This window comes from Ramlibacter sp. 2FC (assembly GCF_005503345.1).
GTDB lineage: Bacteria > Pseudomonadota > Gammaproteobacteria > Burkholderiales > Burkholderiaceae_C > SCMQ01.
The window spans coordinates 25,173-38,245 of the sequence record NZ_SCMM01000027.1 but is presented as its reverse complement, the minus strand read 5'-3'; the positions used below and the strand labels follow the sequence as shown (position 1 = coordinate 38,245).

Here is a 13,073-nt window from a genome sequence, read left to right as displayed (position 1 = left end):
TTATCAAACGAGACGCCCCATGACCAACGAAGAAATTCTCAGTACCTACGGCCCGCGAGAAGCCATGGAATACGACATCGTCGTCGTGGGCGGCGGCCCAGGCGGCCTGGCCACCGCGATCCGCCTCAAGCAGCTGGCGGCCGAGCGCGGCCAGGACGTCTCGGTGGTGGTGCTGGAGAAGGGCTCGGAGCCCGGCGCCCATATCCTCTCGGGCGCCATCATGGACCCGCGCGCCCTGACCGAGCTGTTCCCGCACTGGAAGGAGCTCGGCGCGCCGCTGAACCAGCCGGTCACCGAGGACGTGTTCCTCATGACCAAGGAGGGCAGCGCCACCCGCATGCCCAACTTCCTGCTGCCCGATTGCTTCGACAACCACGGCAACTACATCGTCAGCCTGGGCAATGTCACGCGCTGGCTGGCCGAGCAGGCCGAGGGCCTGGGCGTGGAAATCTTCCCCGGCTTCGCCGCCGCCGAGGTGCTCTACAACGACAACGGCTCGGTCAAGGGCGTGGCCACCGGCAACCTCGGCATCGGCAAGGACGGCGAGCCGACCGAGAACTTCCAGCTCGGCATGGAGCTGCACGCCAAGTACACCGTGTTCGCCGAGGGCGCGCGCGGCCACCTGGGCAAGCAGCTGATCGCGCGCTTCGAGCTCGACGCCGGCAAGGACCCGCAGAGCTACGGCATAGGCATCAAGGAACTCTGGGAGATCGACCCCTCGCGCCACAAGCCCGGCCTGGCCCTGCACAGCGCCGGCTGGCCGCTGGACGAGGCCACCTATGGCGGCTCCTTCCTCTACCACATGGAGGACAACAAGGTGGTGGTCGGCTTCGTGGTCGGCCTCGATTACCAGAACCCCTGGCTCAGCCCCTTCGAGGAATTCCAGCGCTTCAAGACCCATCCCAACATCCGCTGGTACTTCGAGGACAGCGAGGGCCAGGTCAACGCCAAGCGCCTGGCCTACGGCGCGCGCGCCATCACCGCCGGCGGACTGCTGAGCTTGCCCAAGACCGTGTTCCCGGGCGGCGCCCTGGTCGGCTGCGACGCCGGCTATCTGAACGCCAGCCGCATCAAGGGCAGCCACGCCGCCATCAAGACCGGCATGCTGGCTGCCGAGGCCGCCTACGACGCGCTTGTCGCCGGCCGCCAGCACGACGAGCTGAGCGCCTACCCCGAGGCCTTCGAGGCCAGCTGGCTCTACACCGAGCTGAACAAGGCGCGCAACTTCAAGCAGTGGTTCAAGAAGGGCCGCAGCGTGGGCACGCTGATGACCGGCATCGAGCAGTTCCTGCTCAAGGGCAACATCCCCTGGACCCTCCACCGCGACAAGCCCGACCATGTGTCGCTCAGGCCCGCGGCCGAGTGCCAGCCGATCGACTACCCCAAGCCCGACGGCAAGCTGACCTTCGACCGCCTCTCCAGCGTGTTCATCAGCAACACCAACCACGAGGAGAACCAGCCGGCGCACCTGACGCTGAAAGACGCTTCGGTGCCGGTGGGCATCAACCTGGCCAAGTTCGCCGGCCCCGAGGCGCGCTACTGCCCGGCCGGGGTCTACGAGTTCGTCAAGAACGAGGACAACAGCGACCGCCTGCAGATCAACGCGCAGAACTGCGTGCACTGCAAGACCTGCGACATCAAGGACCCTACGCAGAACATCGTCTGGGTCACGCCCGAGGGCGGCGGCGGGCCGAACTACTCGGGCATGTAAGCCCGGGCGCATCGACGGGGCCGCAAGGCCCCGTTTCCTTTTGGCGCGCCCAGCCGGCCATGCCGTCAGCCAGCCGTAGGCAATGGCCGCGCCGCTGGCGCTAGGCTGTGCCCGTGCTTGTGGGAGCCCCGCAGCTTCATCCGCGAAAACCCCTAGGTCTGGCGCCCTTGGGCACACTCATAATACAAATTTGTATGACAACTTTCAGCCCGGAGCAGCGAGCCGGGCGCTTGTCCATCCCAGCAACCCAGGAGACCTGTATGAAATTGAGCAAACTGGTGATCGGCCTCGGCCTGGCCCTCGGCTTCGTGGCCGGCGCCGCCGCGCAGACCACGATGAAGATCAGCATTTCCATCGCCCAGAACTCGCACCAGGGCGTGGCCATCGACACCTTCGCCAAGGAGGTCGAGAAGCGCACCGGCGGCCGCTACAAGGTCCAGACCTTCTACTCCGGCTCGCTCGGCGGGGAGCGCGAGTCGATCGAGGCCGTGCAGCTGGGCACCCAGGAGCTGGCCTTCAGCTCCACCGGCCCGGTGCCCAACTTCGTGCCCGAGGCGCGCATCCTGGACATCCCCTTCCTGTTCCGCGACAAGGCGCATGCGCGCGCCGTGCTCGACGGCGCCATCGGCCAGGAGCTGCTGGCCAAGTTCGAGTCCAAGGGCTTCAAGGCCCTGGCCTGGGGCGAGAACGGAATCCGCCACATGACCAACAGCAAGCGCGACGTGAAGGCGCCCGAGGACCTCAAGGGCCTGAAGATGCGCACCATGGAGAACCCGGTGCACGTGGCCGCCTACAAGGGCCTGGGCATCGTGACCACGCCCATGGCCTTCCCCGAGGTCTTCACCGCCCTGCAGCAGGGCACGGTGGACGGCCAGGAGAACCCGCTGTCGGTGATCATGGCCTCCAAGTTCGACCAGGTGCAAAAGCACCTGACCCTGACCGGCCATGTCTACTCGCCCGGCATCTTCCTGATGAACAAGGCCAGCTTCGACAAGCTCAGCGCCGCCGACAAGCAGGCCTTCCTGGACGCCGCCAAGGAAGGCGTGAAGGCCAACCGTGCCCGCGTGGACGAGGACGACGCCAAGGGCGTGACCGAGCTGCGCGCCAAGGGCATGACCGTGATCGATAACGTCGACAAGTCCAAGTTCGTCGCGACCCTGGCCCCGGTCAACGCCGAGTTCGAGAAGCAGTTCGGCAAGGCCAACATCGACCGCATCCGCAACTTCAAATAATCGCCCTTCGCATCGGTGGTTTCAAGCGCCCGCCCAGCCCGAACTGGCGGGCGTTTTGATTCCGATGTCCGTTTTTTTCCGATTGCCTCCATGAAAAACAAATTCCTCGCACTGGAGCGCTGGACGACCGGCTTCTCCATGGCGGCGGCCTGCGCCATGATGGCCCTGGCCGCCAGCCTGGGCGTGTTCCAGATCGTCACGCGCTTCGTTCTCGAGACTCCGGCCGAATGGACCGAGGTCATCATCCGCTTCAGCCTGATCTGGATGGTGTTCCTCGGCATTCCCATGGCCTTCCGCCAGGGCGCCATGGTCAGCGTGGACGTGCTGTACCGCTGGAGCCCGCCGCGCATCCGCCGCCTGCTCGACACCGTGGTCTGCCTGGCTGCCCTGGCCCTGGTTGCCGTCATCATCTGGTGGGGCTGGGACTATGCCAACCGCGGCAAGGTGCAGACCATGATCGGCCTGGAGGACGTGTCCATGTTCTGGGCCTACCTTGCCATGCCGGTCGGCGGACTGTTCGCCGTGATCGGCATCCTCGGCAACCTGCTGGATCCCCAGCGCCTCGAACTGGAGACCGCGCAATGACCGCCGCCATGCTGACCACCATGGTGGTGTGCTTCGCACTCACCGTTTCCGTGGCCGTCTCGATCGGCCTGGCTGCCATCCTGGGCATCCAGGTGAGCAATGCCCACATGCTGATCTCCGTCAAGGAGATGTTCAACTCGATCAACAAGTTTCCGCTGGCCGCCATTCCCTTCTTCATCCTGGCCGGCAACATCATGGAGACCGGCGGCATCTCGCGCCGCCTGGTCGAGTTCGCCAAGAGCATCGTCGGCGGCGTGCAGGGCGGCCTGCCCATGACCTGCGTGCTTACCTGCATGATCTTCGCCGCGGTCTCGGGCTCCTCGGTGGCGACCACCTTCGCCATCGGCGCCATCCTGATCCCCGCGCTGATCAAGCACGGCTATCCGACCACCTACGCAGCCTCCTTGCAGGCCACCAGCGCCGAGCTCGGCGTGATCATCCCGCCGTCCATCCCCATGATCCTGTACGGGGTCAGCGCGGAAGTGTCGATCGGCGAGCTGTTCATCGCCGGCTTCGGCCCGGGCCTCCTGATTGGCGGCGCGCTGATGCTGTTCGTCTGGGTCTATTGCAAGTACAAGGGCTGGGGCAAGAACGACGGCGACGGGCGTCTCGGTTTCGGCAAGGCGACCTGGCAGGCCGGTTGGGCGCTGATGATGCCGGTCATCATCCTGGGCGGCATCTACGGAGGCGTATTCACCCCCACCGAGGCCTCGGCCGTGGCCGTTTTCTACGCGCTGATCGTCGGCATGCTGATCTACCGCGAAATCAAGATCGCGGACCTGTATCACATCCTGCGCAAGTCGGTGCTGTCCAGCGCGGTGATCATGTTCATCATCGCCAACGCCGGCCTGTTCGCCTTCCTGATCACGCGGGCCGGCGTGCCCGAGGCCATCGGCCTGTGGCTGCAGGAAGTGCTGAAGTCGCCGGCCTACTTCCTGCTCGGTGTCAACGCCGCGCTGTTCGTGATCGGCATGTTCATCGAGACCAGCGCCGCCATCATCGTGCTCGCCCCCATCCTCGCGCCCGTGGCCCAGCATTTCGGCATCGACCCGGTGCACTTCGGCCTGGTCATGGTCGTGAACCTGGCGCTGGGCATGATCACCCCGCCGTTCGGCGTCAACCTGTTCGCCGCCTGCACCGTGGCGCGCATCTCGCTGGACCGCATGATCCGGGACCTGATTCCCTTCGTGCTGGTGGTGCTGGCCTGCCTGATGGTCATCACCTACGTGCCGGGCCTGTCGCTGGGCCTGCGCGATCTGGTCTACGCAAAGTAGCGCGCCCCCACGCTCCCCCACTTCGTGTGGGTCGCGGCCCGGCGGCGCGGTAGTAGAATCTCGCCCTGTCAGGAGAGAGCCCTCCCCCGCAAGGGGAGGGCCGCCGAAGGCGCAGGAGGCCCGCAAGGGCCCTGAACGCTCAGGCAAAAGGACTGACGAGCGTCCGCAAGGACGTTTCCTCACTGGAGAGAGGCCCGGCCCGGCGCAGCCGCCGGCAGGGCCCACCGAAGGAGCAAACCGCAGTCTGCCCTGGCGCCGCCGGGCATGCAGGCCCGGCGAATCTCTCAGGTAAAGCGGACAGCGAGGGCAGCCCATGGCACCGCCATGGTCGACGCATGCCCTTGAAGGAATACGCCATGTCCGCCGCTGACGCCAATTTGCTGACCACCCCGCTGCACGCCCTGCACCTCGAACTGGGAGCGCGCATGGTGCCCTTCGCCGGCTACCACATGCCGGTGCAGTACCCCGCGGGCCTGATGGCCGAGCACCACCACACGCGCAATGCGGCCGGCCTGTTCGACGTCTCGCACATGGGCCAGCTGCGCCTGGTCGGCCCCGAGGCCGCCGCGGCCTTCGAGACCCTGATGCCGGTCGACGTGGTCGACCTGCCGGTGGGCAAGCAGCGCTACGGCCTGCTGCTCAATGACGAGGGCGGCATCATCGACGACCTGATGTTCTTCAACTGCGGGGACGACGCGAGCTTCGCCGGGCCGCCCCAAGAAGCGAGGGCCCCCTCGGGGGGCAGCGAGCCACGTGCAACGAGCGAGCGTGGGGGCAATATCTTCGTGGTCGTCAACGGTGCCTGCAAGGCCGGTGATATCGCCCATATCCAGGCCAAGATAGGCAAGCGCTGCCAGGTCCGCCCCCTGCCAGAGCGCGCCCTGCTCGCGCTGCAGGGCCCGCAGGCCGTCACGGCGCTGGCGCGCCTGCTGCCCGGCGTCGAGGCCCTGGTGTTCATGAGCGGCGCCAGCTTCGCCTGGAACGGCACCGAGCTCTTCGTCACGCGCAGCGGCTATACCGGCGAGGACGGCTTCGAGATCTCGGTGCACCAGGACCAGGCCGAGGCCCTGGCGCGCGCCCTGCTGGCCCAGCCCGAGGTCAAGCCCATAGGCCTGGGCGCGCGCAACTCGCTGCGCCTGGAAGCCGGCCTGTGCCTCTACGGCAACGACATCGACACCCAGACCACGCCGGTCGAGGCGGCCCTGACCTGGGCCATCCAGAAGGTGCGCCGCAGCGGCGGTGCGCGCGCCGGCGGCTTCCCGGGCGCAGAGCGTGTACTGGCCCAGCTCGACGGCCAGGCCCCGCCCGCGCGCAAGCGCGTGGGCCTGATCGCGCTGGAGCGCGTGCCGGTGCGCGAGCATGTGGAGCTGCAGAACCCGGATGGCCAGCGCGTCGGCGAGGTCACCAGCGGCCTGCTCGGCCCGACCATAGACCAGCCCGTGGCCATGGCCTATGTGGGCGCAGAATACGCGGCGGCGGGCACGCGCCTGAACGCCATGGTGCGCGGCAAGCCCGTGCCCATGGAGGTCAGCGCCATGCCCTTCGTCCCGACCCGCTATTACCGCGGCTGAGCCCGCGCGGCGGATCGCCCGCCCCCAACTTTTCCCAGGAGAAACCCATGAGCATCAAATACACCGAGGACCACGAGTGGATCAAGGTCGAGGGCGGCACTGCCGTCGTCGGCATCACCGAGCACGCCCAGGACGCGCTGGGCGACGTGGTCTTCGTGGACCTGCCCGAGGTCGGCAAGAGCTACGCGCAAAAGGACGTGGCCGGCGTGGTCGAGTCCGTCAAGGCCGCGGCCGACGTCTACATGCCGATCTCCGGCGAGGTCACCGAGGTCAACGAGGCCCTGCGCACCGACCCTTCCCTGGCCAACAGCGACCCGCTGGGTGCCGGCTGGTTCTTCAAGGTCAAGCTGGCCGACGCCTCGCAGCTGGACGCGCTGCTGGACGAGACCGCCTACACCGAGTTCAGCAAGAACGCCTAAAGCGCTGCGTGAGGGCCGCTGGCCACAGCGCCCCTTGCACAGCGTTTTGACCGGAGCCCCCCATGCTGATGCCCACCGCCAAGCCCCTAGGCGAACTCGAAAACCCCTCTGAATTCATCGCGCGCCACATCGGCATCAGCGAGGCCGACGAGCGCATGATGCTGTCGGTGATCGGCGAGGCCTCGCGCCGCGCGCTGATCGAGAGCATCGTGCCGCGCAGCATCGCGCGCGCCAGCGACATGCAGCTGCCGCCGCCGGTGACCGAGGCGGCCGCGCTGGCCGAGCTCAAGGCCATGGCGCAGAAGAACCAGGTCTTCCGCAGCTTCATCGGCCAGGGCTACTACGGCACGCACACCCCGGGCGTGATCCTGCGCAACATCCTGGAGAACCCCGCCTGGTACACCGCCTACACGCCCTACCAGGCCGAGATCTCGCAGGGCCGCATGGAAGCCCTGGTCAACTTCCAGACCATGGTCTGCGACCTCACGGGCATGCCCATCGCCAACGCCTCCATGCTCGACGAGGCCACCGCGGCGGCCGAGGCCATGACCCTGGCCAGGCGCTCGGTCAAGTCCAAATCCAACCGCTTCATCGTCGCGGCCGACTGCCATGCCCAGACCCTGGAGGTGATCCAGACCCGAGCCAAGCCGCTGGGCTTCGAGGTCGCGGTCGGCGAGGTGGACGAACTGCTGGCCCAGGGCGAGGCCTTCGCCGTGCTGGTGCAGTACCCCGCCACCGGCGGCGCGGTGCGCGACCTGCGCGCCCTGGCCGCGCGGGTGCACGCCAAGGAGGCCGCGCTCTGCGTCGCGGCCGACCTGCTGGCCCTGACCCTGCTGGTGCCGCCCGGCGAATGGGACGCCGACATCGTGCTCGGCACCACCCAGCGCCTGGGCATGCCCATGGGCGCGGGCGGCCCGCACGCCGCCTACCTGGCCTGCCGCGACGCCTACAAGCGCTCCATGCCGGGCCGCCTGGTCGGCGTCAGCGTGGACGTGCACGGCAACCCGGCCTACCGCCTGGCTCTGCAGACGCGCGAGCAGCATATCCGGCGCGAGAAGGCCACCTCCAACATCTGCACGGCCCAGGTGCTGCCGGCCGTGGTCGCCAGCATGTACGCGGTCTACCACGGTCCGCAGGGCCTCAGGCGCATCGCACAGCGCGTGGCCAGCTACACGGCCATCCTGGCCCAGGGCCTGAAGCAGCTCGGCCATGCGCTGGCGCAGGACACGGCCTTCGACACGCTCACCGTGCTGACCGGCGACGCCACGCATTCGATCGCGGCCTCGGCCCGCGCGGCGCACGCCAACCTGCGCCTCGACTCCGAAAGCTCGCTGAGCATCTCGCTGGACGAGACCACCACGCGCGACGACCTGGCCCTGCTGTGGAAGCTGTTCGCCAAGCCCGGCCAGGCCCTGCCGGGCTTCGAGGCCTTCGAGAAAGGCGTGGAGCCGCTGATCCCGGCCGAGCTGCGCCGCGCCAGCGACTTTCTGACCCACCCGGTGTTCAACCGCTACCACTCCGAGACCGGCATGCTGCGCTACATCCGCGCCCTGGCCGACAAGGACCTGGCGCTGGACCGCAGCATGATCCCGCTGGGCAGCTGCACCATGAAGCTCAACGCCACCAGCGAGATGATCCCCGTCACCTGGCCCGAGTTCGCCCAGGTCCACCCCTTCGCCCCGGCCGAGCAGCTCGAGGGTTACCGTGAGCTCGACGAACAGCTGCGCGCCTGGCTGTGCCAGGCCACCGGCTATGCCGGCATCAGCCTGCAGCCCAACGCCGGCTCGCAGGGCGAGTACGCGGGCCTGCTGGCCATCCAGGCCTGGCACGCGGCGCAGGGCCAGGGCCACCGCAACATCTGCCTGATCCCCTCCTCGGCCCACGGCACCAACCCGGCCAGCGCGCAGATGGTCGGCATGCAAGTCGTCGTGACGGCCTGCGACGCCATGGGCAACGTGGACCTGGCCGACCTGGCCGCCAAGTGCGAGCAGCACGCGGCCAAGCTGTCCTGCGTGATGATCACCTACCCCAGCACGCACGGCGTGTTCGAGACCCAGGTCAAGGAGCTCTGCGCCCTGGTGCACCGCCACGGCGGCCGGGTCTACGTGGACGGCGCCAACATGAACGCCCTGGTCGGCGTGGCCGCGCCGGGCGAGTTCGGCGGCGACGTCAGCCACCTGAACCTGCACAAGACCTTCTGCATCCCGCACGGCGGCGGCGGCCCCGGCGTGGGCCCGGTCTGCGTGGTGGAGGACCTGGTGCCCTACCTGCCCGGCCATGCCACGGGCGGCGTCAAGAGCCACGGCGTGGGCGCCGTCTCGGCCGCGCCGCTGGGCAATGCCGCCGTGCTGCCGATTTCCTGGATGTACGTGCGCATGATGGGTGCCGAGGGCCTGCGCCACGCGACCGAGGCCGCCATCCTGGCCGCCAACTACATCAGCAAGCGCCTGGCCAGCCACTACCCCACGCTGTACGCGAGCCAAAACGGCCATGTGGCCCATGAGTGCATCCTGGACCTGCGCCCGCTCAAGGACAGCAGCGGCGTGAGCGCCGAAGACGTGGCCAAGCGCCTGATGGACTATGGCTTCCATGCCCCCACGCTGTCCTTCCCCGTCGCCGGCACGCTGATGGTCGAGCCGACCGAGAGCGAGACGCTGGAAGAACTCGACCGCTTCATCGACGCGATGATCGCGATCCGCGGGGAAATCCGGCAGGTCGAACAAGGCGTCTGGCCGCAGGACGACAACCCGCTCAAGAACGCCCCGCACACCGCGGACAGTCTGATGACGGCCGAATGGCAACGCGCCTATGCACGCGAGGTCGGCGCGGCCAGCCAATCGCGCCGCCAGCATGCCAAATACTGGCCGCCGGTCGGCCGGGTCGACAACGTCTACGGCGACCGCAACCTGTTCTGCAGCTGCGTGCCGGTCAACGATTACGCCTGATCAGAACGGGCGGCTCAGGCCGCCTGTTTCGCGGGCGCCTCGACCGGAGGCGTGCCCTCCTTGAACAACTGCCGTATCTGCGCACGCAGCTCCGGCGAATCCTCGTGCTTGTGCACCGCGACCGCATGCTGCACGGCCGCCTCGAGCAGTTCCTCGTCCCCGTCCGCGCACAGTGCCACCGTGCAGTTGGACTCGCTGGGGAACTCGCGGCAATCGATGTATTTGCGTGTCATGACAACCTCCAGCGTCAGTTCATGATGCGAGGCCCGGCACTGGCATCCGACCTCTCCCTCGCTCGGTCGGGCCCTCTGCAAACTCTCATTCTTCTGCTTGATTTATAGGCCAAAAAACGGGCCGCACAAGCCTGGCGCAGGCTCAGGCTGCCGCCAGGCCCCCCAGCCATTGCATGGCCCGCTGCAATTCCCCGGGCCGGATCTCGTGGCCGCCCGGATATTCGCTGTAGCGCAGGGTCAGCGGCAGCTTGGCCGCATGGGCTTGGATCCCGTGGGCTTCAGCCAGCGGTATCACCTGGTCCTGCTGGCCGTGGCTGACCCAGAGCTGCTTGCCCTGCAATGCAGCAGCCGGCGCGACGAACGGGGCGATCTCGGGCAGCAGTCGGCTGTGCAGCACCATGGCGGCCTGCAGCAGCGCCGGCTGGGTCAGCAGCAGGCTCAGCGACATGATCCCGCCCTGGCTGAAGCCGCCCAGCACGACGCGCGACGGCGGCACGCCCAGGCGCTCGGTGGCGTCCTGCACGGCCTGTGCGATGGCAGCGCGGCTGGTGGCCTCCTGCGCCTGGTGGATGCGGCGCGAGCCGTCGGGCGCGACGCTGAACTGGAACCAGGCGTAGCTGCCCTGCCCGAGCGCGAAGGGGCCGCGCAGGCTGATCACATGGAACTGCGGCGGGACATGGGGGGCTAGGCCGAACAGGTCCTGCTCGTTGCTGCCCACGCCATGCATCAGCACCAGCAGCCAGGGCTCGGCGGTGGTGGCGGCGGCCGGCCGTTCCAGGAAGGCGAGCGCCGGGGGGTTGGGGTTGGTCATCTCGTGTTCACTCCTTGGAATCAATGCAGGGCCACGGCGTCCATGGCCAGCATGCCATACATGACCTCGCGACTCAGGTACTCGGCCCGCACCGGCGCCGCGCCACCCCAGCCGGCCGCGCCCAGCGCGAAGAACAGCGGCAGGAAATGGTCCTCGCTCGGATGGGCGCGCTTGGCATGCGGCGCGAGCTCGCGGTAGCCCAGCAAGGCCTCGCGGTCGCCGCGCTCGATGGCCGACTCGACCCAGCGGCTGAATTCGATCACGTAGGGCGCAGGCTCGCGCGCGCCGCCGAAGAACTCGGCCAGGTTGTGCGTCATGCTGCCCGAGCCGACCAGCAGCACGCCTTGTGCGCGCAGCGGCGCCAGGGCCTGGCCCATGGCGAACAACTCGCGGGGGCCGTCACCGACCGGCAGCGCGACCTGCACCACCGGCACCTGGGCCTGCGGGTACAGGTGCATCAGCGGCACCCAGGCGCCATGGTCGAACGGCCGCTGCTCGTCGGGCCGCGCCGCAATGCCGGCCTCAGCCAGCAGGCCCAGCACCTCGCCGGCCAGTGCGGGGCTGCCCGGCGCCGGGTACTGCAGCTGGTAGAGCGCCGCGGGAAAACCGCCGAAATCGTGCCAGGTGGCCGGCTGGGGGTTGCTCATCACGGCCGGCTGGCGCGCCATCCAGTGCGGCGACACCAGCACGATGCCACGCAAGGCCTGGGCCGGCGCCTGGGCCTGGGCCCAGGCCTGCAGCGCGGGCCCGGTGCTGCCGGCGTCGAGCGCAAACAGCGGCGCGCCGTGCGAGACGAAGAGACTGGGAATCAGCGGGGCCGGCATGGAAGCGTCCTTTCAGGAATGCGTATCGAAGGCCTCACTGTAGGAACTTTGACCACAAAGATAAACACGGTCCGACAGGACAGATTGTCTTTATTCCCGAGACATTCCGGGGCTTGTTCGCCGCCGGCCGGCCACGCCGGGAGGCTGTGTGAGAATCGTTCGGCACCGGCCGCACCACGGTGCTGCAGGGCATGGTGCACCTGGTGATCTGCGCGGTCTACCTGTTCACCACCATCGTGCCCTGAAGCCTGGGCAAGAACATGCCGGCGGGCGGCACGCACTGAGCGTGGAACCAATTCCCGCCCCCAAGGCTCCCATCTCTCGCCGACTGTGTCGGCACATCCCTTCATCCTTTCAGAAGCAGTACATGCCCAACACCCTAGACCTCGCCAAGCTCGTTCTCCGACTCAACCTCGGCATCCTCATGCTGCTGCACGGCATCGCCAAGCTGATCGCCGGGCCGGCCGGCATCCTGGCCATGGTGGCCAAGACCGGCCTGCCCCCGGCCCTCGGATACCTGGTCTACGTGGGCGAGGTGCTGGCACCGCTGCTGGTGATCGTGGGCCTGTGGACCCGGCCGGCCGCGCTGGTGATGGCCCTCAACATGGTGGTCGCGGTGCTGCTGGCGCACATGGGCCAGTGGGGCGAGCTCACGCGCGGCGGCGGCTGGGCCCTGGAACTGCAGGCCTTCTACTTCGTCACGGCCCTGAGCGTCATGCTGCTGGGCGCCGGCAAGCTCAGCCTGGGCGGCAACGCCAGCCGGCTGAACTGAGCGGGCCGGGCCCGGCTCATGCGCCTGCGGCGATCTGCCGCAGCGCCTGCTCGAACACCTCGGGCGGCTGGCCGCCCGAGATCAGGTGGCGCTCGTTCACGATGACGGCCGGCACCGAGTGGATGCCGGCCTGCGCGTAGAACTGCTCGCGCTCGCGCACCTGCTGCGCGTATTCGTCGCCCTGCAGGATGGCGCGGGCGCGCGCCTTGTCCAGCCCCGCTTCGTCCACCAGGCGCAGCAGCACCTCGTGCGACGCGGGGCTTTCGGCGCGGCCGTGGTAGGCCTCGAGCAAGGCCTTCTTGAGCGCCTGCTGCCGGCCGGGCTGCCCTTCGCTTCCGGCCCACAGCAGCAGGCGGTGCGCATCGAAGGTGTTCCAGATGCGGCCGCGCCCCTCGGGCCGGAAGGTGAAGCCGACCTCGGCCCCGCGCTGGCGGATGCGCTCGCGGATCTGCGCCTGCTGCTCGGGCGTGGAGCCGTATTTCTGCGTCAGGTGCTCGGTGATGTCCTGGCCCTCGGGACCCATCTGCGGATTGAGCTCGAAGGGCTGGAAATGCAGCTCGGCCTGCACTTCGGCCTGCAGCCGCCGCAGCGCCTCCTCCAGGGCACCCAGGCCGATCGCGCACCAGGGGCAGGAAACGTCGGAAACGAAATCGATCTTGAGCGTGGCGGTCATGGGAACAGGTTGGAATCAAGGAC

The 13,073-nt window shown here is 68.2% G+C and carries 12 protein-coding genes and 2 riboswitches; of the genes, 8 read left to right on the top strand and 4 right to left on the bottom strand.

The window, feature by feature from the left end; all coding sequences use genetic code 11:
* Nucleotides 1–19: 19 nt before the first annotated feature.
* The 7 genes from FFS10_RS13130 to gcvP all read left to right on the top strand — a co-directional run bounded on the left by FFS10_RS13130 (nucleotide 20) and on the right by gcvP (nucleotide 9,737).
* Nucleotides 20–1,711 carry an electron transfer flavoprotein-ubiquinone oxidoreductase gene (locus FFS10_RS13130; protein WP_137894923.1) on the top strand — a complete coding sequence of 564 codons (1,692 nt, stop codon included), beginning with the start codon at nucleotides 20–22 and terminating at the stop codon, nucleotides 1,709–1,711.
* Between the two features lie 260 nt (nucleotides 1,712–1,971).
* Entirely contained in the window at nucleotides 1,972–2,943 is a 972-nt protein-coding gene (locus FFS10_RS13125) for a TRAP transporter substrate-binding protein (RefSeq protein ID WP_137894922.1), read from the top strand.
* A 90-nt stretch (nucleotides 2,944–3,033) separates the two neighbouring features.
* Entirely contained in the window at nucleotides 3,034–3,528 is a 495-nt protein-coding gene (locus tag FFS10_RS13120; RefSeq protein WP_137894921.1) for a TRAP transporter small permease, read from the top strand.
* Nucleotides 3,525–4,802 carry a TRAP transporter large permease gene (locus FFS10_RS13115; RefSeq protein WP_137894920.1) on the top strand — a complete coding sequence of 426 codons (1,278 nt, stop codon included), beginning with the start codon at nucleotides 3,525–3,527 and terminating at the stop codon, nucleotides 4,800–4,802. The genes FFS10_RS13120 and FFS10_RS13115 overlap by 4 nt, the downstream gene beginning before the upstream one ends.
* Nucleotides 4,803–4,861: 59 nt before the next feature.
* A riboswitch (glycine riboswitch) is annotated at nucleotides 4,862–4,967 on the top strand.
* Nucleotides 4,968–4,974: 7 nt separating this feature from the next.
* Nucleotides 4,975–5,113: riboswitch (glycine riboswitch) on the top strand.
* A gap of 45 nt (nucleotides 5,114–5,158) precedes the next feature.
* The gene (gene gcvT, locus FFS10_RS13110; protein ID WP_137894919.1) at nucleotides 5,159–6,373 is read left to right on the top strand and encodes a glycine cleavage system aminomethyltransferase GcvT; all 1,215 of its coding nucleotides are present in this window, start codon (nucleotides 5,159–5,161) and stop codon (nucleotides 6,371–6,373) included.
* A 47-nt stretch (nucleotides 6,374–6,420) separates the two neighbouring features.
* Nucleotides 6,421–6,792 (top strand): glycine cleavage system protein GcvH, encoded by a 372-nt coding sequence (gene gcvH / locus FFS10_RS13105; RefSeq protein ID WP_137894918.1) that lies wholly within the window; start codon nucleotides 6,421–6,423, stop codon nucleotides 6,790–6,792.
* A 62-nt stretch (nucleotides 6,793–6,854) separates the two neighbouring features.
* A complete protein-coding gene (gene gcvP, locus FFS10_RS13100) occupies nucleotides 6,855–9,737 on the top strand; it encodes an aminomethyl-transferring glycine dehydrogenase (RefSeq protein ID WP_137894917.1) in 2,883 nt (960 codons plus the stop codon).
* A 14-nt stretch (nucleotides 9,738–9,751) separates the two neighbouring features.
* On the opposite strand, the gene FFS10_RS13095 is transcribed toward gcvP, so the two are convergent.
* From FFS10_RS13095 to FFS10_RS13085, 3 genes are all read right to left on the bottom strand, one after another.
* Nucleotides 9,752–9,970, bottom strand: coding sequence for a DUF1059 domain-containing protein (locus tag FFS10_RS13095; protein WP_137894916.1), 219 nt, complete (start codon nucleotides 9,968–9,970; stop codon nucleotides 9,752–9,754).
* Nucleotides 9,971–10,112: 142 nt separating this feature from the next.
* Nucleotides 10,113–10,781 carry an alpha/beta hydrolase gene (locus FFS10_RS13090; protein ID WP_137894915.1) on the bottom strand — a complete coding sequence of 223 codons (669 nt, stop codon included), beginning with the start codon at nucleotides 10,779–10,781 and terminating at the stop codon, nucleotides 10,113–10,115.
* Between the two features lie 20 nt (nucleotides 10,782–10,801).
* Nucleotides 10,802–11,605, bottom strand: a complete 804-nt coding sequence (locus FFS10_RS13085; protein WP_137894914.1) for a DODA-type extradiol aromatic ring-opening family dioxygenase — start codon at nucleotides 11,603–11,605, stop codon at nucleotides 10,802–10,804.
* Nucleotides 11,606–11,972: 367 nt separating this feature from the next.
* Here FFS10_RS13085 and FFS10_RS13080 point away from each other — a divergent pair, with 367 nt between their 5' ends.
* On the top strand, nucleotides 11,973–12,377 hold the full coding sequence (locus FFS10_RS13080) for a DoxX family protein (RefSeq protein WP_137894913.1): 405 nt from the start codon (nucleotides 11,973–11,975) through the stop codon (nucleotides 12,375–12,377).
* A gap of 16 nt (nucleotides 12,378–12,393) precedes the next feature.
* On the opposite strand, the gene FFS10_RS13075 is transcribed toward FFS10_RS13080, so the two are convergent.
* A complete protein-coding gene (locus FFS10_RS13075; protein ID WP_137894912.1) occupies nucleotides 12,394–13,050 on the bottom strand; it encodes a DsbA family oxidoreductase in 657 nt (218 codons plus the stop codon).
* Nucleotides 13,051–13,073: the final 23 nt, after the last annotated feature.

What these genes read in the sequence shown, in the direction of transcription:
- gcvH (WP_137894918.1), top strand. Translation starts at nt 6,421, where the DNA reads ATGAGCATCAAATACACCGAGGACCACGAGTGGATCAAGGTCGAGGGC.
- gcvT (WP_137894919.1), top strand. Translation starts at nt 5,159, where the DNA reads ATGTCCGCCGCTGACGCCAATTTGCTGACCACCCCGCTGCACGCCCTG.
- FFS10_RS13130 (WP_137894923.1), top strand. Translation starts at nt 20, where the DNA reads ATGACCAACGAAGAAATTCTCAGTACCTACGGCCCGCGAGAAGCCATG.
- FFS10_RS13075 (WP_137894912.1), bottom strand. Translation starts at nt 13,050, where the DNA reads ATGACCGCCACGCTCAAGATCGATTTCGTTTCCGACGTTTCCTGCCCC.
- FFS10_RS13125 (WP_137894922.1), top strand. Translation starts at nt 1,972, where the DNA reads ATGAAATTGAGCAAACTGGTGATCGGCCTCGGCCTGGCCCTCGGCTTC.
- FFS10_RS13115 (WP_137894920.1), top strand. Translation starts at nt 3,525, where the DNA reads ATGACCGCCGCCATGCTGACCACCATGGTGGTGTGCTTCGCACTCACC.
- gcvP (WP_137894917.1), top strand. Translation starts at nt 6,855, where the DNA reads ATGCTGATGCCCACCGCCAAGCCCCTAGGCGAACTCGAAAACCCCTCT.
- FFS10_RS13090 (WP_137894915.1), bottom strand. Translation starts at nt 10,781, where the DNA reads ATGACCAACCCCAACCCCCCGGCGCTCGCCTTCCTGGAACGGCCGGCC.
- FFS10_RS13085 (WP_137894914.1), bottom strand. Translation starts at nt 11,605, where the DNA reads ATGCCGGCCCCGCTGATTCCCAGTCTCTTCGTCTCGCACGGCGCGCCG.
- FFS10_RS13080 (WP_137894913.1), top strand. Translation starts at nt 11,973, where the DNA reads ATGCCCAACACCCTAGACCTCGCCAAGCTCGTTCTCCGACTCAACCTC.
- FFS10_RS13095 (WP_137894916.1), bottom strand. Translation starts at nt 9,970, where the DNA reads ATGACACGCAAATACATCGATTGCCGCGAGTTCCCCAGCGAGTCCAAC.
- FFS10_RS13120 (WP_137894921.1), top strand. Translation starts at nt 3,034, where the DNA reads ATGAAAAACAAATTCCTCGCACTGGAGCGCTGGACGACCGGCTTCTCC.